Source organism: Streptosporangium amethystogenes subsp. fukuiense, assembly GCF_042665875.1.
Taxonomy (GTDB): Bacteria; Actinomycetota; Actinomycetes; order Streptosporangiales; family Streptosporangiaceae; genus Streptosporangium; species Streptosporangium fukuiense.
On record NZ_JBHTEE010000001.1, the window covers coordinates 9,969,679 to 9,992,245 of the forward strand.

The following is a 22,567-nucleotide window of genomic DNA, read 5'->3' on the forward strand; positions in this document are numbered from 1 at the left end:
TTTTCATCCGAGGATCGCATCAAACACCCCATGAGAGTGGCGCGGGAACTGATCGTGGGTGATCCGCAGCGGTTGGGCGGCTACCGGTTGGCGGGGCGGTTGGGTGCGGGTGGTCAGGGTGTGGTCTACGAGGCGTACGACGCCGTGGGCAGGCGTGTGGCGGTGAAGGTGCTGCACGGTGACGCCGGGAGTGATCCGGAGTTGCGTGAGCGGTTCGGTCGTGAGGCCGCCGCGGCTCGGCGGGTGGCCTCGTTCTGCACGGCGGGGGTGCTGGACGCGGATCTGGACGGGCCCAGGCCGTACATCGTCAGCGAGTACGTCGAGGGCCCCAGCCTGCGCGGGGCCGGACAGATCTTCGGTGGTGACGACCTGCATGCCCTCGCGACGGCGATCGCCGTCGCGCTGACCGCCCTCCACGACGCCGGGGTCGTCCACCGCGGTCTCACCCCCGACAAGGTGTTCCTCGGCAGGGACGGGCCCGGGGTCCTCGGATTCGGGCTGAGCCCAGGCCTGGGAACCGCGCTGACCGCCACCGGGCTCAGGCCACGCGCGCCGTCGTACACGGCGCCCGAGGTGTTCACCGGCGGCGAGGCGGGTACCGCCGCCGACGTGTTCGCCTGGGGCGGGATCGTGCTGTACGCCGCGAGTGGCGAGGATCCGTTCGCGGCGGGCAGCCTGGGCGCGGTGATGCACCGGATCCTCTCGCTCGACCCCGACCTGAGCCCGCTGCCCCGCCCGCTGCGGCCCCTGGCCGCTGCCGCGCTCGCCAAGGATCCCCGCGCCAGACCCACCGCCCGCGACCTGCTGATCGCCCTGATCGCCGCCGGCCAGGCCGCCGGCCAGGCCGTTCCCCGGACGGACGCGCCGGGGTCCGAGACGGTCCCGCTGCTGCGGGCCGGTGCCGAGGTGGCGGCCAGGGTTCGCACGGCCTGCGACGATCCGGGGCTGGGCGCGCTTGCCGAGTCGGCGTTCGCCGCGCTGGACCCGGCGGACCGGGAGCGCGTGCCGGCGGTGTTCCTGAGGCTCGTCGTCATCGACGCCGACGGGCAGGCGGTCGCCCGCGAGGCCGGAATCCCCGCCGGGTCCGAGGACGTCCTGCACGGCTTCGCGGGGCTGGTCGAGCACCGGGGAGACAGGGCGTACCTGGTCCACCAGGCGCTGCCCTACGCCTGGCCCCGCCTGAAGGAGTGGATCGACGCCAACCGTGCCCGTCTCGTGGCGCGTGAGAGGTCCGCCCGGCTGCTCCCCCCGCTGCTGGCCGTCTCGGCGGTGTTCGCGCTGGTCGCGGCGGCGATCGCGGCGGGAAGGATTGTCTGACTCGCGGATACCTGGGTAGGACTGCACCGGAAAGCCACGATTTTTCGGGGGGAAACATGGCGACCTGTGAAACCTGCGGGAACGACTACGACATGAGCTTCGAGGTGCACACCCGGGGCGGGGTGCACGTCTTCGACAGCTTCGAGTGCGCGATCCAGCGGCTGGCACCGATCTGCGAGCACTGCGGGGTCCGCATCGTCGGGCACGGCGTCGAGGCCGGTCGGCGCTGGTTCTGCTGCGCCAACTGCGCACGCCAGGAGGGGGCGACCGCGATCGTGGACCATGTGGGGGCGGCGGTGTAGGGCGGTAGCGAAACGGCGTGGCGGCGTGAGGCCGCCACGAGGTAAGACGCTCGCCCAAGACGCGGTACGGGGCGAGGTGCCGGTGCGCCGAAGCCGGAGGAGAGGGCGGCTCACGGCGGTGTCGACAAGGCCGCCACGGTCCGGACCGCTCATCATGTCCGGCGAGGGGCCGCCGGGTTCATCCGGCAGGTGAGTCGTTTCCCTGCCGCAGCGCCGGTGTCCGAAACGGTCAGGGGTGCCCTCCCCGGTGAGCACGGGAGTCGCGACTCTGGCTGAGATCGCCCCGTGCGTTCACACTGAGCCCTATGTGGGATTTTGATGTCATCGTTCTTGGTTCCGGGCCGGGTGGGCAGAAGGCTGCGATCGCCGCCGCGAAACTCGAACGGCGCGTCGCGCTCGTCGAGCGGCGCAACATGCTCGGCGGAGTGTGCATCAACACCGGCACCATCCCCTCCAAGACGCTGCGTGAGGCCGTCCTGCACCTGACCGGCCTCAACCAGCGCGGCATGTACGGCCAGAGTTACCGGGTGAAGGACGAGATCACCGCGGCCGACCTGGGCATCCGTACCCAGCATGTGATCGGCCGGGAGATCGACGTGATCCGCAGCCAGCTGTCGCGCAACCACGTGGCGATGCTCAGCGGGATGGGCCACTTCGTCGACCCGCACACGGTCGGCGTCGTCGACGAGCACGGCCAGGAGACCAAGGTCACCGCCGACAAGATCATTGTCGCCACGGGCACCCGGCCGGCCCGCCCCGACACCGTGGAGTTCGACGACCACACCATCATCGACTCGGACGGCATCCTGAAGCTGCAGGACATCCCCGACTCCATGGTGGTCGTCGGGGCCGGGGTGATCGGCATCGAGTACGCCTCGATGTTCGCCGCGCTGGGCACCAAGGTGACGGTGGTGGAGCGCCGCGACCGGATGCTCGACTTCTGTGACCTGGAGATCGTCGAGGCGCTCAAGTACCACCTGCGCGACCTGGCGGTGACCTTCCGCTTCGGCGAGACCGTCGCCGCCGTGGAGCGCCGCTCCCGGGGGGCGCTGACCGTGCTGGAGAGCGGCAAGAGGATCCCCGCCGAGACGGTGATGTACTCGGCCGGCCGCCACGGCATGACCGACGAGCTCGCGCTGGAGAACGCGGAGCTGGCCGCCGACGCCCGGGGCCGGATCCAGGTTGACGAGCACTACCGCACCACTGCGCCGCACATCTACGCCGTCGGCGACGTCATCGGCTTCCCCTCCCTGGCAGCCACCTCCATGGAGCAGGGCCGCATCGCCGCCCACCACGCCTGCGGGGAACCGCTGCGCGGTATCCACCACCTGCAGCCGATCGGCATCTACACCATCCCCGAGATCAGCTTCATCGGCCACACCGAGGACGAGCTGACCGCCTCCCACGTCCCCTTCGAGGTCGGCGTCTCCCGCTACCGGGAGCTGGCCAGAGGCCAGATCATCGGTGACACCTACGGCATGCTCAAGCTCCTGGTCTCCCCGGAGAGCCGCGCCCTGCTCGGCGTGCACGTCTTCGGCACCGGCGCCACCGAACTGCTCCACATCGGTCAGGCGGTCATGGGCTGCGGCGGCACCATCGACTACCTGGTCGACGCCGTCTTCAACTACCCCACCCTGGCCGAGTCCTACAAGGTCGCCGCCCTGGACGCGATGAACAAACTCCGCCGGGTGGCCCGCTTCGAGCTCTGAGCACGCAGACGGGGTCCCGTAAGGGGAGGGGCGCTGCGATCATGGTGGTATGACGCAGCAGGTTCCGGATGGTGACAAGAGGCTGAGCCGACGGGAGATCTCCGACGCCGTCGGCGATCTCGGGTGGCGCTACGTCCTGGACGTGGTGCGCACGTCGGTGGCCGTGGCATCGCCCGCGCGGGCGGTCGAGGTCGTCGCGCGCGCGGTGGCGGTGGCCGGTGCGGACGGGGAGCGAAGCCTGGAGATGGACGTCCGCCCCGGCCGGGTGGTCTTGACCCTGCGCTCACCGGTCACCGGTGCGGTGACGCCGGTCGAGGTCGAGCTCGCCGGTCGGATCTCCGCGGTCGTGGCCGAGCTCGGGCTGAACACCGGCACCGACGTGGGCGGCCGGGAGGTGCGGTCGGTCCAGGTCCTTGAGATCGCGATCGACGCGATCGACATCGCCGCCGTCCGCCCGTTCTGGAAGGCGGTGATGGGTTATCACGACGAGCCCGGAGCCTCCGGTGGCGAGGGCGCGCTCGTGGATCCCGTCGGGCAGGGGCCGGCGATCTGGTTCCAGCGGATGACCGCGCCCCGGGCGCAGCGCAACCGGATCCATCTCGACGTCTCGGTCCCCCACGACGAGGCGCCCCACCGGATCGAGGCCGCCCTGGCCGCGGGCGGGGTGCTGCTGTCCGACGCCGAGGCGCCCTCCTTCTGGGTGCTGGCGGACGTGGAGGGCAACGAGGCGTGCGTGACGACCTGGCAGGGCAGGGACTGACGGCCGGCCGGTGTCAGGCCGGCGGTTCCGCGGTCGCCTCCCGGCGTCGGCGGTGATGGTGTCGAGGCAGCACCCGCGCGACCGCGGTGGGTCGTGCGGCGGCCGGGCCTCCGGGATTCGTCCGCTCAGGTTCCGGAAGGCTCGTCCTTCTTGCCCGCCACGAGGGTGTCACCGGCCTTGCCGGAGGTGGGCGGCGCTGGTGGTGCGGCGGGTGCGGTACCGGAGGAGGGCTTGCGGGTACGCGTACGCGGACGGGCGGCGGCCGGGAACTCCGCGGTGTCGACGGTGCTCTCGGAGGTGGCCGGAGCGGGCTTGCCGGTGTCGGCGGGCTTCTTCCCGGCGGCGGGCAGGGCGGGCGCCGGAGGGGTCTCCGGCTCGCGCAGCGCGGCGATGACGTCGTCGGCCTCGGTCTCGGCGGCGAAGTCCTCGGCGGCCTCGGCCTCACGGCGCTTGATCACCACCATGTGGTCGACCGACAGGCGGCCCGCGCCGCCCACCGCCAGCAGGATGGAGGCGGCCCCGAGTGCCACGATCAGCTTGGCGTCGCCCCCGGTGAGCGGCAGGCCCGTCTCGCCACTGGCCAGTACGAACACGGCGAGGGCCTCGGCGAACAGCAGCAGCCCGCACGCGGGCACGGCGAGCCCGGCCACCAGCAGCGCGCCGCCGATGAGCTCCGTCAGCATGGTGGTGGCGGCCCACACGCCCGGCGCGGGGGCCCCCAGGGTGGTGAACTGCCCGGCGGTGGCGGTCAGGCCCGCTTCGAGCTTGTGCCAGCCGTTGGCGAAGAAGATCCCGCCCACGCCCAGCCTGGCGGCCAGGGAGGCAAGATCATGGAGGGTTCGTCGCACGGTTCCTCATTCTGGTTAGATTCACCGTTCCTGCCCAGGCTTGACCGATAGATGACCGAGCGAGGACCTTCCAAACCCCTCACGAGGAGTCACTCCCCTCTCCGTCTCCCTTGGAGCGGTGGGGTACCAGGAGCATCACGGCCAGTGCGGTGCAGCCGAGCAGGAGCACACTCACCATGATCGTCGTGTGCAGGCCGGAGACGAACGCGACGCGGGCCGCGGAGAGCAGCGCGTCTCCCACGCCGCCGCCGATCTCCCGCGCCATGTGCGCGGCGGAGGCGAGCGACTGGCGGGCCTGGTGCATCATCTCGGGAGGGACGCCGGGGACCGGGCCCAGCGAGGGGGCGTACACGACCGTGGTGATCGTGCCGAGCACCGCCACCCCGAGCCCGGCACCCAGCTCGTAGGCGGTCTCCTCGATCGCGGCGGCGCCGCCCGCGCGCGACTCGGGCGCGGCCGACATGATCGTGTCGGAGGCGGCCAGCAGGGCGACCTGGATGCCGAAGCCGATGCCGACGAAGCAGAACGTCAGGGCCACCGGATGCCCCTCGGTACCCCAGGCCAGGGTGGGGGCGAGGGACAGGGCGGTCAGCGCCAGCCCGCCGCTCATCGTGGCGCGCATTCCGAACCGCCGAAGGAGCCGGGCCCCGGCCAGGCCGCCCGCGATCGCGGCGATCATGAGCGGGAGCATCCGCACGGCCGCCCCGAGCGGGCTGTCACCGAGGACCAGCTGGAGGTACTGGGCGAGCATGAGCTCCAGTCCGACCAGGGCGAAGACGGTCAGCAGCACGCCGCCCACCCCGGCGCAGAACGCCCGTCGCCGGAACAGCTCCAGGTCGAGCAGGGGGAAGGCCAGCCGCCGCTGCCTGCGGACGAACCAGGTCAGCAGCCAGACCCCGCACAGCAGGACCGCCACCCCGCCGAGATGCCCGGCACCCGTCTCCTTCAGGCCGAAGGCCACGCCGAGGATGCCCAATACCGACAGCAGCGCGCTGAGCGCGTCCCACGGCCGGTCCGAGCGCCTTGGGATCTCGGGAAGAAGCCTGACCGCGGCGGGCAGCAGGACCATCAGGATGGGGACGTTGATCAGGAAGACGGCGCCCCACCAGAACTTCTCGACGAGCAGCCCGCCGATGAGCGGGCCGACCGCGGCCCCGGCCGCCGCCACCGCGCTCCACACCCCCAGCGCGATCGCCCGCTCGTGCCGGTCGGTGAAGACCTGCCGGATGATGGAGAGGGTGGCGGGCATGATCATGGCACCGCCGACGCCGAGCAGTGCTCGGGCCGAGATCAGTGCGAGCGGGGTCGGGGCGAACGCGGCCGCCGCCGAGGCGACGCCGAAGACCACGTATCCGGCCAGCACCAGCCGTTTGCGGCCGTAGCGGTCACCGAGCGTGCCGAAGGTCAGCAGCAGCGGCGCGACCACCAGCGAGTAGACGTCGATGATCCACAGCAGTTCCACGGAGGTCGGCTCCAGGGCCGCCGTCAGCGTGGGCACCGCGATGTGCAGCACCGTGGCGTCCACCGCGATCAGCAGCAGGCTGAAGCAGAGCAGGGCGAGGATCGACCACCGGCTGGCTCCGGGTGCCGGTGAGCCGCCGTCCCCACCCCTGGATTTGGCCATGATGGTGGTCATGGGCCGCTCAGGAGTTGTCAGCCTGGACGAACATACGTCGCAGCCTAGGCGAAGTGCGGCAGTGCGCGGGGTGGCATTCGATGATGGATTTCCATGGATATGTGTACCTTGTCGCTCACGATCGATCGACATTCCGTGTTCGCGGTGACGCTTTGAGTGACCTCTCTAGAGAGATACAGGCATATACCGTTATCTAGGCAAATGGTGATCTCCCACGGACCATGGCGATCGTGGGGAGTCAGCGTGAGGCCCGTGAGCCGCCGTGGTGAGCGGGTCCGGCGGGCGCGACTCGGCCCCGGTGTCGCCGCCCCGGGATCCCGGCGACCCCCGGCAGTGGTGTGCCGTGGCCGCCGCGTTGCTGGGCCGTGACCATCCCGAGGCCGCGCTGGAGGCCGCCCGCAGGGCGCTGGACCTCGACCCCCGATCCGAGTCGGGAGCCGACTGGGGATACCGCCTCGCCAGCCTCGCGTTCGAGCGGCTCGGCCGCGACGCGGAGGCCGTGGCCGCCGCCGAGGAGGCGGTACGCCTCGCGCCGGGCTCCTGGGCCGCGCGGATGCGCCTGGGGGCGGCGCTGCGCAGGGTGCCCGGCCGCTGGCGCGAGTCGCGGGCACAGGCGGCCAGGGCCGTCCGCTATGCGCCGGAGGAGCCGGACCCGCATGTCCTCACCGGTGACCTCGCGCTGCTGCGCGGTGAGTACTCCCGCGCGCGGGCCGCCTACCGCGACGCGCTGCGCCGCCTGCCCGACCATCCCGGCGCCAGGATCAACCTCGGCCTGACCTGGCTGCGCTGGGAGCGCCCACGCGCCCACCACGACCCCGCCTGGCCGGTCGACCCCCGCGAGACGGGCCGGGCCAGGCGCGCCCTGGAGACATGGTCACGGCAGATCCGCGTCCTGCTGGCCGTCGCCCTCGTCGCGGTCTGCGCGGCGGAGTTCGGGTTCGGCCTGGCAGGCGTGGCGAGGATCGGTGGCGGTCTGGTGCCGCTCGCCGTCCTGGTGATCACCCTCAGGCAGGCGCACCGGGTCGGGCTCTGGTCGTACGTGCCCGGCATGCTCGCCCGCGACCTCTGGCTCGGCACGTCGATCCTGATCACCCTGGTCGTCGTGGCCGCGTACGTCGCGGTCGTCGCCACGCTCCCGCCGGAGGCCCCACCGCTCCTGGCCGGACCGCCGCCGGACGCCACGGGAGTGCTCTGGGCGGGCCTCGCCGGGCTGGTGCTCCTCAACGGCGCCGTACTGCTCGTCCTGCGCGTGCTCGTCGAGGCCTGGCGCGGGCGGCCGGTCAGGGCGCTGACCGAGTTCGCCGCGGCCGGTGACGACCGTACGGCCCGGCGGGACGTCAACGTGACCCTCTGGCTGGTGGCGGGCCGGGCCTGGTCGGTGCCGGTGGCGGTGGTGCTGGTGACGGCGGTCCTGGACGAACGGCGTTGGGCGCTCGCCGCGCTCGCCGTCGCTCGTGCTCGGCTGGGCGTACCGCGGGGCCGGTCCCGCCCTGGGCCTCGGCAGGGTGCTGGCGGCGGACCGCGGGCTGGCGGTGGCGCTGGCCCTGTCCGCCGCGGCGGCGCTCCTGCTCGGCACGGCGGCCACGGCCATGATGCTCGGGCTCGGCCAGGCGGGCGAGTGGGCCTGGCGGGCCGGAACCGCGCTGCCGGCCGTCTCGTCGGTGGTGTTCGCCACGAGGTCGGTGCGGGCGTGGTGGCGGGGTGCGCCCGGTCCCTGGCGCGCCTCGCTGGTCATGTGCGACGGCTGTGGCGGCCGCCTGCCCGGCGACGCCTCACCGCCGGTGGGGCTCAGCGGGGAGGTGCGCGCGGCCTTCACCTACGCGCGGGGGGTGGTGCTCGCCTACGTCGACCCCGGCGGCCCGCGCGCGCTGGCCGTCGGCGCGGTCAGTTCGGTCGGCCCGAGCGGCGAGTTACGCCTGATCGCCGCCTCCGACGCGTGGGAGGCCGCCGAGCGCGACCCCAGGGTGGCGGTCTTCGTCGCGGACCCGCAGGGCCGCGGCCTCTGGGCCGAGGTGCGTGGCATCGCGATCGGCGACACCGAGTCCGACCTGCTGAGGATCACCCCCAAGCAGGTCGTGGTCGGCGAGTATCCCGGCCGGCACCAGGGCCGTGCCCGCCGAGGCTGAGCCGCACCCAGGAAGAGCGGCCGTCGGGAGCGCGGACCGCCTTGCCCGGCGGTGACATTCCCATGCCCGTCACCTGGCCGGTTCCCCGGGCAGGACGGGTGCGGGGACCTGGCACTCCCACCCGGCGGGCACCCGGGCGCGAACCACCGCGCGCGGGGCGCGGAGACGGCACAGGGAAGGGTGTGGCCACCGGTGCGGCACCGGTCGGGGCTTGCCGCCTCGGGCGTGGATTTCATCCGTTCTCATCCACATATCTGATCGTGCCCGCGCGGCGGCGTGGCGCGACGCTCAGGCACGCGCAAACGTCCCCCCGGTGCGGTATAACCGGGGGCGGACCGGGGAGGCGTGATGCGGGAATCCAGCAGGGCCCAGCCGGCGGGGCGCGCGGCCGCACGGGATCTGTTCGAGCGGGTGCGGCTGGGCTACTTCCGGCTCTCGCCACCTCTGCGCAGGCTGATCTACATCGCGGTGCTGGTCGGAGCGGTCGGGCTGGCGTTCGGCCTCGGCTGGTCGGTGCTCAACACGCTCTTCGTCACCCTGACGCTGCTCGGCTTCGCGGCGCTGACCCTGAGCTTTCCCCGCGCCGCGGCCACCCTGCTCGTGGTGCTCGCCTGGCTGTCGGTGCTGATGATCTTCCAGGGCGCGTCCGGCTGGAACTCGCCGGTCCCGACCGCGCTGGTGATCCTCGCCCCCCTGGTGGCCGGCGCGGCCCACCTCATCCGCTGGGTCACCCCGTGGGTGAGCACGGCCATGGCACTGGTGCCCGCCGGACTGGTGGCCGTCCTGCTCGGCGCGGTCATCCCCGGGCTCGCGCCGGTCACCGCCATCTGGGCCGCGTACGCGGTGGCGGCCGGGGTGCTCGTCCAGCGCTTCCTCCAGGCCCGCCGGGCGCGGGCGGCGCTGACGGCGGGGGAGCGGAGCCAGGCCGGGCTCAGGGCCCGCGGAGGCGGTACCCCCGCACCCGCCGCGGTGACCGGCGAGCGGGAGGCGCCACCGCCCATCTCGGTGGAGGAGGCGCTCGGAGAACTGGACGCCATGATCGGCTTGGCCCCGGTGAAGGAGCAGGTGCGCTCGATCGCCGCCTCGATCGAGGCGGCCAGGTTACGCAGGGAGGCCGGATACTCCACCGAGCCGCCGATGCGGCACTTCGTGTTCGTCGGTCCCCCGGGCACCGGCAAGACCAGCGTGGCCAGGACCGTCGCGAAGATCTTCTACGCCTTCGGCCTGCTGGAGACCCCCTACGTGGTCGAGGCCCAGCGGGCCGACCTGGTGGGGGAGTTCCTCGGCGCCACCGCGATCAAGACGAACGAGCTGGTCGACCGGGCGCTCGGCGGGGTGCTCTTCATCGACGAGGCGTACAGCCTGATCAACTCCGGTGACGGCCAGCCGGACAGGTTCGGCGCGGAGGCCGTGCAGACGCTGCTCAAGCGGGCCGAGGACGACCGCGATCGGCTGGTCGTCATCCTGGCCGGATACGAGAAGGAGATGGCCACCTTCCTGTCGTCCAATCCCGGCCTGTCCAGCCGGTTCGCAAGCCGGGTCCGCTTCCCCAGCTACGCTCCCGATGAGCTGCTCCAGATCACCGAGCTGCTGCAGAGGCGCCGGGGCGACCGGATGTCACCGGAGGCCGCGCCCGCGCTGCTCGCCCGATTCGAGGACATCCACCGGCGTCTGATGGTCGACGACCTGGGCAACGCCCGGTTCGTCCGCAGCCTCGTGGAGGCCGCCGCGCAGGCCAGGGACGTGCGCGTGGTGGGGGCGGGCGGCGCGCCCAGCACCGAGGAGCTGGTCACCACGGTCCTGGAGGACGTCGTCAAGGCATTTGACGAGCTCACCGCCCGCTACCGGGGCTACCAGGCCGCGCCCTCCCTTGAGGAGGCGCTGGCCGACCTCGACCGCATGGCGGGTCTCGAACCGGTCAAACGGCAGGTACACGCGATCGCCGCGCAGCTCAGAGTGGCCAAGATGCGTCAGGAGCGGGGGCTGCCCACCCCGCCGCAGATGCGGCACTTCGTCTTCGCCGGGCCGCCGGGCACCGGAAAGACCACGGTGGCCCGCATCCTGGGCCGCATCTTCGCCGCGCTCGGCCTGCTCTCCCAGCCAGACGTGGTGGAGGCCCAGCGGGCCGACCTGGTCGGCCAGCACCTCGGCGCCACCGCGATCAAGACGAACGAGCTGGTCGATCGGGCGCTCGGCGGGGTGCTCTTCGTCGACGAGGCCTACGGCCTGGTCAACTCCGGCTACAGCGGGGGCGACGCCTTCGGCACCGAGGCCGTGCAGACGCTGCTCAAGCGGGCCGAGGACGACCGCGACCGGCTGGTGATCATCCTGGCCGGATACGAGCGGGAGATGAACACCTTCCTGTCGTCAAATCCCGGTCTGGGCAGCAGGTTCAGCCAGCGGGTGCGGTTTCCCTCGTACTCCGCCGAGGAGCTCACCGAGATCGCGGTGCTGCTCGCCGACTCCTCGGGCGACAGGTTCGACGACGCGGCCCGGCGTGACCTGGCCGAGGTCTTCGCCTGGGTCTGCGACGAGGGGCTGATAGACGGCCTTGGCAACGGCAGGTTCGCGCGCTCGCTCTTCGAGCGCGCGGCGATGCGCAGGGACGTCCGCCTGGCCGCCCTGGGCGGCACCACCGCCACCGCCGCCGACCTGACCACCATCACCAGTGTTGACCTGCGCGCGGCCGTGGACGAACTCTCCGGAAAGTGATTCCGGGCCCGACCGGTGTCACCGTCCACCGAGATCCCTCCGATTCGGTACGCTATGCAGCCCATCGGTCGCTGAGTGTAGCAAGATGGTCACCGACAGCGGCGGGGCTCCGGAGGAGGAAAGATGGCGGGATTCCTTGCCCGCAGGCTGCTCAACTACCTGGTGCTGATCGTCGTGGCCACCAGCCTCGCCTACATGCTGGCCGCCTCCGCGCTCGACCCGCGATCCAACTACGAGGGCCGCAACCCGCCGATCCCCCCCGCGGTCGTCGACGCCCGCCTCACCGACCTCAACCTCAACGACCGCACCCCGCTCTTCGAGCGCTACCTGACCTGGGCGGGCGCCCTGGCACATGGCGACTTCGGCAGGACGGTGGCCGGCGGCTCGGTCGGTGACGACCTCGGGCGCCGGATCGGCGTCACGCTGCGCCTGATCACGGTCGGGCTTCTCGTCGGCAGCGTCACCGGCGTGCTGGTCGGCGCCTACGCCGCGGTCAAGCAGTACGGCGCCTTCGATCGGCTCTCGACAGCCCTCTCCTTCGTCGTCCTCGCGGTCCCCACGGTGGTGCTGGCCAACATCCTGATCATCGCCGCGGTCCGGTTCAACGAGGCCGTCGGCGCCCAGATCCTCCTCGTCAGCGGAGAGGCGACCCCCGGGCTCCAGGGCGGGCCCGCCGCCGCCGGGATCGACCGGATCCAGCATCTGCTGCTGCCCACGCTGTCGCTCTCGCTCGGTCTGGCCGCCGTCTACAGCCGCTACCAGCGCAACATGATGCTCGATGTGCTCGGCGCCGACTTCGTCCGCACGGCCATGGCCAAGGGGCTGAGCCGCCGCGCCGCGCTGACCCGGCACGCGCTGCGCACCGCGCTGATCCCGGTGGTCACCTACTTCGCCTTCACCTTCGGGGCACTGCTGGTCGGCACCACCTTCACCGAGAAGATCTTCGGCTGGCACGGCGTGGGAGAGCAGCTGGTCGACTCGATCTCCACCAACGACATCAACACCGTCGCCGCGATCAGCTGCTTCGCCGCGCTGGCGGTGCTGCTGGCCGCGTTGGCCTCCGACGTGCTGCACGCCGTCCTCGACCCGCGCGTCCGGGTGGGGTGAGCCGAAGATGACCATCGCCGAGGAGGAGCTCACCGAGCAGCGGGCGTCCCTGGACAGGATCAAGGCGCCCTCACGGCTGCGGGTGGTCATGGGCCGCCTGCTGCGCTCCGGCCGGGGCCGGACCGGTTCCGCGCTCCTCGCGCTGATCTTCCTGCTGGCCTTCGCCGGCCCCTACCTCACCCGCTGGAGCTACACCGCCAAGGACTTCACGGCCTTTCTCGCGCCGCCGTCGACCGAGCACTGGTGGGGGACCCTGCAGACCGGCGCCGATGTGTACGCGGTCACGCTGCGCGGCATGCGCAGGTCCCTGGTCGTCGGCCTGCTCGCCGCGGTGGTCGGCACCGCGCTCGCGGCCGTGGTGGGTGCCTTCGCCGGATACTTCGGAAGCTGGACCGACCGTTCGCTGACCTGGGCGACCGACCTGCTGCTCGTGCTCCCCGCCTTCCTGATCCTGGCGATCATGTCCCCGCTCTTCGCCGGGGGACAGTGGCCGATGTTCGTGCTGGTGCTGGCGCTCTTCCTCTGGATGGTGACCTCGAAGATCGTCCGGAGCATGACCATCTCGCTCAGGGAGCGGGAGTTCATCCAGGCGGCCAGGTTCATGGGCGTGCCGCCGACAAGGATCATCTTCCGGCACATCATCCCCAACATGTCCTCGCTGCTGGTCGTCGACGCCACGTTGAACGTCAGCGCCGCGATCCTCACCGAGACGTCCCTCTCCTACTTCGGCTTCGGCATCCAGCCGCCGGACGTCTCGCTGGGCAGCCTCATCGCGGACGGCGCCCAGACGGCGCTCTACGCCCCCTGGACGTTCTGGTTCTGCGCGGGCCTGCTGATCGTCACCGTGCTCGCGGTGAACCTGGTCGGCGACTCCCTGCGCGACGCCTTCGACCCCACGGCCCGCAGGAGTGGGTGAGCGGATGACAAGCGAGCGAACCGCGGACGCGAGATCCCGGAGCGGCCGGACCGGCGGGCGCGGGGCCGGGGGCGACCCCCTGCCGCTGAGGGCCGGGAGCGACCCCGTGCCCGCCGACCCGGTGCTCGAGGTGCGCGACCTCGACGTCACCTTCGGCCTGGGCCCCGGTGCGGTCCGCGCGGTCAGGGGGATGGGTTACGCGGTCCGTCCGGGCGAGGTGCTCGGGATCGTCGGTGAGTCGGGCTCCGGCAAGTCGGTCACCTCGCTGGCCGTGATGGGCCTGCTCCCGCCGCACGCCCACGTCACCGGGTCGGTGCGGCTGCGCGGACAGGAGATCCTGGGCGCCCCGGACAGGACGCTCACCGCGTTCCGCGGCAAGACCGTCTCGATGGTCTTCCAGGACCCGCTCTCCGCGCTCACCCCCGTCTACCGGGTCGGCGACCAGATCGCCGAGGCGGTCCGCGTCCACCAGCGGATCGGCCCCGCGCAGGCCGCCAGACGCGCCGTCGAACTGCTCGACCTGGTCGGCATCCCCAACGCGGCGCAGCGCGCCAGGGCGTTCCCGCACGAGTTCTCCGGCGGCATGCGCCAGCGCGCGGTGATCGCGATGGCGATCGCCAACGACCCCGACGTGATCCTCTGCGACGAACCGACCACCGCGCTCGACGTGACCGTCCAGGCTCAGGTGCTGGAGGTGCTGAAGACGGCGCAGCGGGAGACGGGCGCGGCGATCGTCGTCATCACCCATGATCTGGGGGTGGTGGCCGGGTTCGCCGACCGGGTCCTCGTCATGTACGCCGGGCGCCCCGTCGAGGTCGGCCCGGTGGACGAGGTCTACTACCGCACCCGCATGCCGTACACCATGGGACTGCTCGGCTCGATCCCGCGCCTTGACCGCGGCCGGGAGCAGCCGCTGGTGCCCATCGAGGGCAGCCCGCCGTCACCGGCGGCGCTGCCGCCGGGCTGCCCGTTCGAGCCGCGCTGCCCGATCGCCGTCCCGGCGTGCGCCGAGTCCGAACCCGAGCCGGTACGCGTGGGCTCACCCGGCCACCTCGCGGCGTGCATCCGCTCCGGCGAGATCGAGGCGGAGGGGTGGTCGCCCGCCCAGATCTACGGTGTGCGCGCCATCGCGGGGGAGGTACCCGGCCCCGGTCCCGTCGTCGGAGAGTCGCCACGGCCGGATGGCGGGCGTGAGGTGGTCCTCGCGGTCGAGGGCCTGGTCAAGCACTATCCCCTGGTGAGGGGGAGGTTCCTGAGGCGGCGGGTCGGCACGGTCCGCGCGGTGGACGGTGTCAGCTTCGACATCCGCGAGGGGGAGACGCTCGGCCTGGTCGGGGAGTCGGGCTGCGGCAAGACGACCACCCTGATGGAGATCCTCGAACTGGCCGCACCGCAGAGCGGCGGAATCACGGTGCTGGGCCGCGACACCTCACAGATGAGCGCCCGTGACCGGATGGCCGTCCGGCGCGACATGCAGGTCGTCTTTCAGGACCCGCTGGCCTCGCTCGACCCGAGGATGACCGTCTACGACATTCTCGCCGAGCCGCTGCGCACGCACGGCAGCCGCGAGGTGGGGCCGAGGGTCCGCGAGCTGCTCGGCATGGTCGGCCTGGAGGCCGGCCACGCCGCCCGCTATCCGCAGGACTTCTCCGGGGGGCAGCGTCAGCGCATCGGCATCGCCCGCGCCCTCGCCCTGGAGCCCCGGCTGGTCGTGCTGGACGAGCCGGTCTCGGCGCTCGACGTGTCCATCCAGGCCGGGGTGCTCAACCTGCTGGAGGAGCTGAGGACCCGCCTGGGCCTGTCGTACCTGCTCGTGGCGCACGACCTGGCCGTGGTCCGGCACATCGCGGACCGGGTCGCGGTCATGTACCTCGGCAGGATCGCCGAGATCGGGCAGGCCGGCCGGGTGTACGACGCTCCGATGCATCCCTACACGCGGGCACTGCTGTCGGCCGTCCCGCTGCCGGATCCGGCCATGGAACGGTCCAGAAGGCGGATCCTGTTGGAGGGAGACCTGCCCAACCCGGCCGATCCCCCCTCCGGCTGCCGCTTCCGCACCCGCTGTCCCCTGTTCAGGTCCCTCGACGAGACCGTCAGAAGGCGTTGCGTGGAGGAGGAACCCCAGGTGCGCCGGCTCGGAGACGACCACGGAGCCTCATGCCACTTCGCCGAGAGGTCCGGCGCCGGATGATCCAGCCGAGTGCCCTTCTGTTCGCCCAGTCGTATCCTCCGGGAGGAAAACAGTGACATCGATCCGGTGCGTGGGCGCGCTCGCCACCGTGCTGGCCGTGGTCCTGGCGGTCCCGCCGGTTCTGACCGGCTGCGGTGGCGGGGGCGGGACGGGGAGCGGGCCCATCTCGGCGATCAAGGCCTACGACGTCAACCCCGTCGCCCGCGACCGGGTCGTGGACGGGGGGGTGCTCCGCTGGGGGCTCGGCGAGTATCCGTCCAACTGGAACCTCAACCATGTCGACGGCAACCTGGCGACGGTCAAGAAGGTCATGGACGCCCTCATGCCCTCGCCGTTCCGCTCCGACGCCAAAGGGCAGATCTCCCCGAACACCGACTACCTGTCGGCTGGCAGGGTCACCTCGGACGGCCCCAAGCAGGTCGTCACCCTGACCCTCGACCCGCGTGCCAGGTGGTCCGACGGCACCCCGATCACCTGGGAGGACTACCGGGCCCAGTGGCAGGCGATGAACGGTCGCAACGGCGACTACCGGGTGGCCGGCACCACCGGCTACCAGGACATCGAGAAGGTGACCAGGGGCAAGGACGACCACCAGGTCGTGGTGACCTTCGCCAAACCCTTCGGCGACTGGCAGTCGCTGTTCGCGCCGCTGTACCCCCGGAGTACCAACGCCACCCCCGAGGCGTTCAACAACGCCTGGTTGAACCGCATCCCGGTGACCGCCGGCCCGTTCAGGTTCGTCGCGTTCGATCCGACCGCCAAGACCGTCACCATCGCCAGGGACGACCGCTGGTGGGGAGAGCGGGCCAAGCTGGACCAGATCATCTACCGTTCCCTGGAGAGCGACGCGCTGGTCGGGGCCTTCAGCAACGGTGAGCTCGACACCTTCGACATCGGTCCGTCCGCGCCCGACTACGCGCGCGTCAAGGCCACCCCGGGCGCGATCGTGCGGCAGGCGGCCGGACCCGACTTCCGGCACATCACGATGAACGGCGAGAGCGCCCTGCTGTCCGACCAGAGGGTGCGCAGGGCCGTGGCGATGGGTATCAACCGCCAGGCCATCGCCCAGTCCGACCTTCAGGGCCTCGACTGGCCGATCGTCCTGCTGAACAACCACTTCTTCATGAACACCCAGGAGGGCTACCAGGACAACGCCGGTGAGATCGGTACTTACAACCCGGTTCAAGCTGGGCGGGAGCTGGACGCCGCGGGCTGGAAGCTGGAGGGGCGGATCAGAAGGAAGGACGGCAGGGAGCTGAACCTGCGCTTCGTCCTGCCATCCAGCCTGCAGCTCACCAAGTCCGAGGCCGAGCTCGTCCAGGACATGCTCGCCCAGATCGGTGTCGGGGTCACTCTCCAGTCGGTACCCACCGATGACTACTTCACCAAATACATAATTCCCGGCAATTACGATATAACGGCCTTCGCGTACATGGGCACGCCGTTTCCCGTCTCCAGCGCCTACGGTCAGTACGCCGACGCCACCAGGCGCCCGGACGACACCGGGCAGTGGAACGCCAACCTCGGCCGCATCGGCTCCCCGCAGATCGACGCCGCCATGAACAAGGCGACCGCCGCCCTCGCCCCCGGCCGGGCCATCGCCGATACCAACGCCGCCGACAAGCTCATCTGGCAGGCGGTCAACGTGGTGACGCTCTACCAGCGACCGCAGAACGTCGCGGTCAAGAGCACGGTCGCCAACTTCGGCGCCCGAGGCTTCTACGACCTGAGGTACCAGGACATCGGCTTCACCCGGTGACCCGGCCGTGCCGGTGGCCCGCGCCCGGTTGGGCGGGGCGTCTCACGGTCCTCGGGCGGCCGAACACCCTGGGGGAGGCACCCGGCGGCGGGACGGGTGTGCTTTCTGTCGGGGGCGGAGTGTAGAAGTGGGCCATGGTTGTCTCGGTCACCTGGCCCCAGGTACTCGCGTGGAGGTTGAAGCGGCAGTTCGTGGACCCGGCAGACGGGCCGGACGCGGTCTCCGTCGTGCGCAGGCTCACCGGGGTGCAGGCACAGGTGGCCTCCGCCGCAGGCCTGGCGGTGGCCGTGCGGAGCGCGCGGCCGAGACCCGACGAGATCGACGATGCCCTGTGGCGAGACCGCAGCCTGGTGAAGACCTGGACGGCGCGCGGCACCCTGCACCTCGTCCCCGCCGACGAGCTGGCCTGCCACGCCGCCGTCCTCGGCTCGTTCCGCAACTGGGACAGGGGCTCCTGGCAGCGGGGCCACGGGGTCACCGCCGCCGAGGTCGCCGCCATCCTCGACGCCGTGCCCAAGGCGCTCGCCGGCCGCGCCCTCACCCGCGAGGAGCTGGTCGACAGGGTCATCGAGATCACCGGCGACGCCCACCTGAAGGAGGCGCTCACCTCCGGCTGGGGCGCCCTGCTCAAGCCGCTGAGCTTTCTCGGTGAGCTCTGCTACGGCCCGCCCCGTGAGGGGAGGGTGACCTTCGTCAGCCCCCGCGACTGGGTGCCCGGCTGGCCGGCGGAACCCCCCTCGGCAGAGGAGGGCGGCGTGCGCCTGCTCCGCTCCTTCCTCGGTGCCCACGGTCCGGGCACCCCCGAGACGTTCGACGGCTGGCTCTACCGCGGGGCGGCCCGCAAGGCGACCCTGCGCGGCTGGTTCCGGGACCTCACCCCCGAGCTGGCCGAGATCGAGGTCGGCGGCAGGCCGATGGTCATGCTCGCCGAGCACCTCGACGACCTGGCCGGCACCCGGCCCGCCACCGGGGTCCACCTCCTGCCGGGCTTCGACCAGTACATCCTCGCCGCCCCTCGTGACCTGGAGCCCCTTCTGCCCGCCGCGGCGAAGGCGAGGGTCAGCCGGGCCGCCGGCTGGATCTCCCCGGTCGTGATCCACGAAGGCCGGGTGGTCGGGATCTGGAAGACCGAGGACAAGGAGATCGTGGTCGATCTCCTTGAGGAGGTGCCCGCCGCGGCCCTCGCAGCCGAGACCGAGCGGGTGTCCGGGCTGCTGCCCTAGCCGTCACAACCGAAGCCTCCGGGTTTGCGACGCCCTCCCGCCGGCTTCGCCGAGGAGCGGTTCAACCGCGGCGGAAGCGTACCCGGTCGCCGGGGCGGAGCTGGGCGGCCCTGGCGAGGCTCGCCGAGGTCAGCACGGCGATGACCGGGTAGCCGCCGGTCGGCGGGTGGTCGGCGAGGAACACGATCGGCTGGCCGCTGGGCGGCACCTGGACGGCCCCGGCCACCATGCCCTCGCTGGGCAGCTCCTCGTCCCGGGCCCGTTCCAGGCGGGCGCCGCGGATTCGCACGCCCACCCGGTTGCTGTCCTGGCCGACCTCGTACGGCTCCGCGCAGAGGGTGGCCAGGGCTCCGGGGACGAACCAGTCCTCCCGGGGACCAGGCAGGACAAGCAGGATGCCCGTTCCGAGCTCCGGCGAGGGCGCCGCGTCCACGGTGATCGGCGGCAGGCCGTCCGCCGGTCCCACGGGCAGGACCGTTCCGCTACGAAGCGGGGGAGGGCCGAGCCCGGACAGCGAGTCGGCCGACCGGCTCCCCATCGTGACGGGCGTGTCGAGGCCCCCACGGACGGCGATGTAGGTGCGCAGGCCGGTTTCCGGCGTCCCGGTGCGCAGCTCGCCGCCCGCGGGCACCCAGAAAGGCGCGCACATCCCGTGTGGGACCGGCCCGCCGGGGGCCGTGTCGTCCGGGGCGGTTCCGCGCGCTCGCAGCACCTCCAGAGGGCAGGCGGCCCCGGTGACGGCGACCCAGGCCCCGGTGGTGAAGCGCAGCCGGGCGCCGCCGAAGGTCAGCTCGATCCCCGCGGCGCTCTCCGGGTTGCCGATCAGGCGGTTGGCCAGCCGCAGGCTCGGCTCGTCCGCGGCACCCGAGCGGGGCACTCCGAGGTGGGCGTACCCGGGCCGGCCAAGATCCTGCACCGTGGCGTACGGCCCCGACGCGATCACCTCGATCATGGCTCGCCGACCGCCAGGAAACGCACCCGCGTCCCCGGGGTGAGCAGGGCAGGCGGGTCGGCGGTCACGTCCCAGACCGCCGTCGTGGAGCGGCCGAGCAGCCGCCACCCGCCGGGGGAGGCCGAGGGGTAGACCGCCGAGTAGGGGCCGGCGACCGCCACGGATCCGGCGGGCACCGAGGTTCGCGGGGTGTCCAGCCGCGGGACGCGCAGTGCGGGATCCAGCCCGGTGAGGTAGGCGAACCCGGGGGCGAAGCCCAGCCAGCCCACCACCAGCTCCCGCCCGGTGTGCCGCTCGACCACCTCCCCGGGGGAGAGACCGCTCAGCACGGCCACCTCGTCGAGATCCGCGCCGTCGTACACGACGGGGACGGTCACGGCCGGCGCCGGCGCGGCGCTACCCGCGCCGATCGTGGACCCCGTCTCCAGCAGGCGCAGGAGCCGGTCCCGCAGGCGCGTCAGGTCGGCCCCCGGCGCGGTGACGAGAACCGTGGTGGGGCCGGGCACGATCTCCACCACCCCGGTCGGCCGAGCGGCCCGCAGCAGGGCGTCCAGCCGGTGGGAGATCTCCAGCGAGCCGGTCTCCACCAGCAGCGACCACTCCCCGGCCCGCCGGATCACCGCCGGCCCCTCACGTGAAGGACCTCAGCGGCACCCCGGCGTCCACCAGGCCGTCGCGGACGGCCCGGGCCATCAGCACCGCGCCGGGGGTGTCGCCGTGGACGCAGATCGAGCGCGCCTCGACGGGGACCAGCGAGCCGTCCACCGCCTCGACCACGCCCTCGGTCACCATCCGCACCGCACGGGCGGCGACCGTACCGGGGTCGTGCAGCACGGCACCGGGGGAGCGGCGGGAGAGCAGCGTTCCGGCAGCGGTGTAGGCGCGGTCCGCGAAGGCCTCGACGACCGTGGTGACCCCCTCCCCGGCGGCGATCTCGTGGACGGCGGAGCCGGGCAGGGTCAACAGCGGCAGGTCCCCGTAGTCGGCCACCGCCGCCACGACGGCCCCGGCCTGCTCGGGGTCGCGGCAGATCCGGTTGTACAGCGCGCCGTGCGGCTTGACGTAGGAGACCCGGCCGCCCATCGCCCTGGCGATGCCGTCCACCGCCCCCAGCTGGTAGAGCACCTCGGCGCAGAGCTCCTCCGGGTCGACGTCCATCTCGCGGCGGCCGAACCCGGCCAGGTCCCGGTAGGACACCTGGGCACCGATCGCGACCCCGCGGTCGATCGCCGCCGCGCACGTGCGGCGAATGGTCAGCGGATCACCCGCGTGGAACCCACAGGCGATGTTGGCGCTGGTCACCAGTTCGAGCAGGGCCTCGTCCTCGCCCAGCCGCCAGATCCCGAAGCCCTCGCCCAGATCGGCGTTGAGATCGATCATCATGGCTCACCTACACCGGGGGCTCGTCGGGAATATCCGCGATGTCGTCGAGGGCGATGGCCAGCTCCTCGGGGTCGTCGCCGATGCGCTCGGCGATCTCGATCAGCACGTGCAGCACGTCGTGCCGGTCGTGGCCCAGGTCCAGCAGCCGCTGCGCGGCCTCCCAGAGCTGCGGCGGATCGCCCTCCCACAGCCGGGCGGCGATCTCCTCGTGCCAGGCGAGATGCTCGTCGTGGCCGGGCCGGGTGAGCTCGCCCGCGTGGTCGATGCCCAGCAGGATCCGCCGATCGGTGTCGTCCGCGGGGTTGAGCAGGCCGAGCTGGATCTCGCCGTGCGTGCCCTGCAGGAAAGGGAACGCGAACACCCGCCTGGCCAGTGCCGACAGGTCGCCGTCCGGCAGCAGCCGGTCGAGCAGGTCGCGGTCGAGCCCGAAGGTCGTCGGATCGCGGTAGGACTCGGCGAACTTGCCCGTCGCCTCCCAGACCGCGTCGAGGGTGGCTCGCAGCCCCTCGTCCGGCAGCCCGGTCCGGTCGGCGGCGAAGCGCGCCCAGGCGCCCAGCACGTGCGGCACCGCCTCCTGCTCGGCGGTGTTGAGCATCACCTTGCGCGGCAGCCAGTCGAGCAGGAAGGTCTCGCACTTGGTCGGGCTGACCCGTAGTGGACGGCCGAAATCCTGGTCGCAGCCGTAGTCGATGATGTGATCGGCGCATCGGGAGGCCGCGGAGGGGTCGGACAGGTGCTCGGCCGCGTCCGAGGAGAGGAACTCGGCGGCCAGCATCGCCCGGCGGTCGCGGCTGTAGGGGGCCTCGCTGTGCAGCGGGGCCGGCCGCTTCCGGCCGGGCGGCAGCGCCTTGATCCGGGACCTGGCGAAGGCGTGGTAGGCACTGTAGCTGTCACTGACCGGCGCGGCCGTCCTGCGGTGGCCGTACTCCGCGGTGGCCTTCATCGCCGATTCGAGCAGGGCCCTGGCCTGCTGCGGCTCGATCTGGCCGAACCTGAGCATCGGGTTGTCCTCGGCCTCGGCCCTGGCCTGTTCCAGCAGCTTGTCGACGTGCGACGAGACCCAGGCGTCACGGGCGATGCCGCGCATGTTGTAGTCGACGATCACGACCAGCGCGTGCCGGTCCTCGCCGCTGTCGGCGCCCCGGTAGCCGAAGGTGCACACCACCGTGTCCTGGTCGCCGTAGGCGTCGCGGGAGACGAAGCAGCCGGTCGTCTTGACCGCGCCCAGCCGGTCGGCCCAGCGGGGCCTGGCCACACCGCGCTCCATGAGCGCCAGCGCGGCGCCCTCCGCCTTGGCGGCCTGGCGGGCCGTGCCGAGGTAGGCCAGCGCGATCAGCAGGGTGAGCGCGGCGGGCGAGCCTGCCTTGGCCGCGTAGTCGACCAGGCCCTCGCCGAGGACCTGCTCGGCGTCCCCGCCTTTCAGCCGGCGCCCCCACCAGGCTCCGACCATGTCGGAGACCATGAGTTCGGCGTCCAGCGGGCTGCGTACGGCCAGCAGCTCGCGAGCGGCGAGCAACATCTCGGAGAAGACCGCCTCAGGGGACTGGCTCTCCCTGGGGTCTCGACGGTGTCGCCGACTCAAGCAGTCTCAGCCTCCCCCGTCGGCCGCGTGAGCCCATCGCGGTC

General features: G+C 72.2%; 18 protein-coding genes. 11 read left to right on the forward strand and 7 right to left on the reverse strand.

The genetic code is table 11. The features are described from left to right. Nucleotides 1-30: 30 nt before the first annotated feature. The 4 genes from ACFQVD_RS44250 to ACFQVD_RS44265 all read left to right on the forward strand — a co-directional run bounded on the left by ACFQVD_RS44250 (nt 31) and on the right by ACFQVD_RS44265 (nt 4,088). Nucleotides 31-1,317, forward strand: a complete 1,287-nt coding sequence (locus ACFQVD_RS44250; protein WP_343979223.1) for a serine/threonine protein kinase — start codon at nt 31-33, stop codon at nt 1,315-1,317. A gap of 56 nt (nt 1,318-1,373) precedes the next feature. Next, entirely contained in the window at nt 1,374-1,619 is a 246-nt protein-coding gene (locus ACFQVD_RS44255; RefSeq protein ID WP_343979219.1) for a hypothetical protein, read from the forward strand. Between the two features lie 305 nt (nt 1,620-1,924). Further along, the gene (gene sthA, locus ACFQVD_RS44260) at nt 1,925-3,328 is read left to right on the forward strand and encodes a Si-specific NAD(P)(+) transhydrogenase (RefSeq protein WP_343979215.1); all 1,404 of its coding nucleotides are present in this window, start codon (nt 1,925-1,927) and stop codon (nt 3,326-3,328) included. 49 nt (nt 3,329-3,377) lie between these two features. Continuing rightward, complete coding sequence (locus tag ACFQVD_RS44265) at nt 3,378-4,088, forward strand: VOC family protein (RefSeq protein WP_343979212.1); 711 nt, start codon at nt 3,378-3,380, stop codon at nt 4,086-4,088. A 125-nt stretch (nt 4,089-4,213) separates the two neighbouring features. On the opposite strand, the gene ACFQVD_RS44270 is transcribed toward ACFQVD_RS44265, so the two are convergent. The 3 genes from ACFQVD_RS44270 to ACFQVD_RS44280 form a co-directional block, all read right to left on the reverse strand. After that, nucleotides 4,214-4,936: a DoxX family protein gene (locus ACFQVD_RS44270; RefSeq protein WP_343979209.1), complete on the reverse strand. Its 723-nt coding sequence runs from the start codon at nt 4,934-4,936 to the stop codon at nt 4,214-4,216. Nucleotides 4,937-5,015: 79 nt separating this feature from the next. Beyond that, entirely contained in the window at nt 5,016-6,572 is a 1,557-nt protein-coding gene (locus ACFQVD_RS44275) for an MFS transporter (RefSeq protein WP_343979206.1), read from the reverse strand. A gap of 714 nt (nt 6,573-7,286) precedes the next feature. Then, nucleotides 7,287-7,913 (reverse strand): hypothetical protein, encoded by a 627-nt coding sequence (locus ACFQVD_RS44280; protein WP_364154900.1) that lies wholly within the window; start codon nt 7,911-7,913, stop codon nt 7,287-7,289. A gap of 113 nt (nt 7,914-8,026) precedes the next feature. Between ACFQVD_RS44280 and ACFQVD_RS44285 the strand changes: the two genes are divergently transcribed. The 7 genes from ACFQVD_RS44285 (at nt 8,027) to ACFQVD_RS44315 (ending at nt 18,606) form a co-directional block, all read left to right on the forward strand. Then, nucleotides 8,027-8,698, forward strand: a complete 672-nt coding sequence (locus ACFQVD_RS44285) for a hypothetical protein (RefSeq protein WP_364154902.1) — start codon at nt 8,027-8,029, stop codon at nt 8,696-8,698. 348 nt (nt 8,699-9,046) lie between these two features. After that, nucleotides 9,047-11,410 (forward strand): AAA family ATPase, encoded by a 2,364-nt coding sequence (locus ACFQVD_RS44290; protein WP_343979200.1) that lies wholly within the window; start codon nt 9,047-9,049, stop codon nt 11,408-11,410. A 123-nt stretch (nt 11,411-11,533) separates the two neighbouring features. Continuing rightward, complete coding sequence (locus tag ACFQVD_RS44295; RefSeq protein WP_343979195.1) at nt 11,534-12,517, forward strand: ABC transporter permease; 984 nt, start codon at nt 11,534-11,536, stop codon at nt 12,515-12,517. Nucleotides 12,518-12,524: 7 nt separating this feature from the next. After that, nucleotides 12,525-13,433: an ABC transporter permease gene (locus ACFQVD_RS44300; RefSeq protein ID WP_343979192.1), complete on the forward strand. Its 909-nt coding sequence runs from the start codon at nt 12,525-12,527 to the stop codon at nt 13,431-13,433. Nucleotides 13,434-13,437: 4 nt separating this feature from the next. Continuing rightward, nucleotides 13,438-15,624: an ABC transporter ATP-binding protein gene (locus tag ACFQVD_RS44305; protein ID WP_343979188.1), complete on the forward strand. Its 2,187-nt coding sequence runs from the start codon at nt 13,438-13,440 to the stop codon at nt 15,622-15,624. A gap of 52 nt (nt 15,625-15,676) precedes the next feature. Continuing rightward, entirely contained in the window at nt 15,677-17,383 is a 1,707-nt protein-coding gene (locus tag ACFQVD_RS44310) for an ABC transporter family substrate-binding protein (RefSeq protein WP_343979185.1), read from the forward strand. Between the two features lie 134 nt (nt 17,384-17,517). Further along, nucleotides 17,518-18,606, forward strand: a complete 1,089-nt coding sequence (locus tag ACFQVD_RS44315) for a winged helix DNA-binding domain-containing protein (protein ID WP_343979182.1) — start codon at nt 17,518-17,520, stop codon at nt 18,604-18,606. Between the two features lie 61 nt (nt 18,607-18,667). On the opposite strand, the gene ACFQVD_RS44320 is transcribed toward ACFQVD_RS44315, so the two are convergent. Genes ACFQVD_RS44320 through ACFQVD_RS44335 form a run of 4 tightly spaced genes read right to left on the reverse strand, consistent with a single transcriptional unit; the run spans nt 18,668 to nt 22,460 of the window. Beyond that, nucleotides 18,668-19,558 (reverse strand): 5-oxoprolinase subunit C family protein, encoded by an 891-nt coding sequence (locus ACFQVD_RS44320; RefSeq protein ID WP_343979177.1) that lies wholly within the window; start codon nt 19,556-19,558, stop codon nt 18,668-18,670. Further along, a complete protein-coding gene (locus tag ACFQVD_RS44325) occupies nt 19,555-20,178 on the reverse strand; it encodes a 5-oxoprolinase subunit B family protein (RefSeq protein ID WP_343979174.1) in 624 nt (207 codons plus the stop codon). The genes ACFQVD_RS44320 and ACFQVD_RS44325 overlap by 4 nt, the downstream gene beginning before the upstream one ends. Nucleotides 20,179-20,188: 10 nt before the next feature. Beyond that, a complete protein-coding gene (locus tag ACFQVD_RS44330; protein ID WP_343979171.1) occupies nt 20,189-20,941 on the reverse strand; it encodes a LamB/YcsF family protein in 753 nt (250 codons plus the stop codon). A gap of 7 nt (nt 20,942-20,948) precedes the next feature. Next, nucleotides 20,949-22,460, reverse strand: a complete 1,512-nt coding sequence (locus tag ACFQVD_RS44335; protein ID WP_343979258.1) for a hypothetical protein — start codon at nt 22,458-22,460, stop codon at nt 20,949-20,951. Nucleotides 22,461-22,567 lie beyond the last annotated feature (107 nt).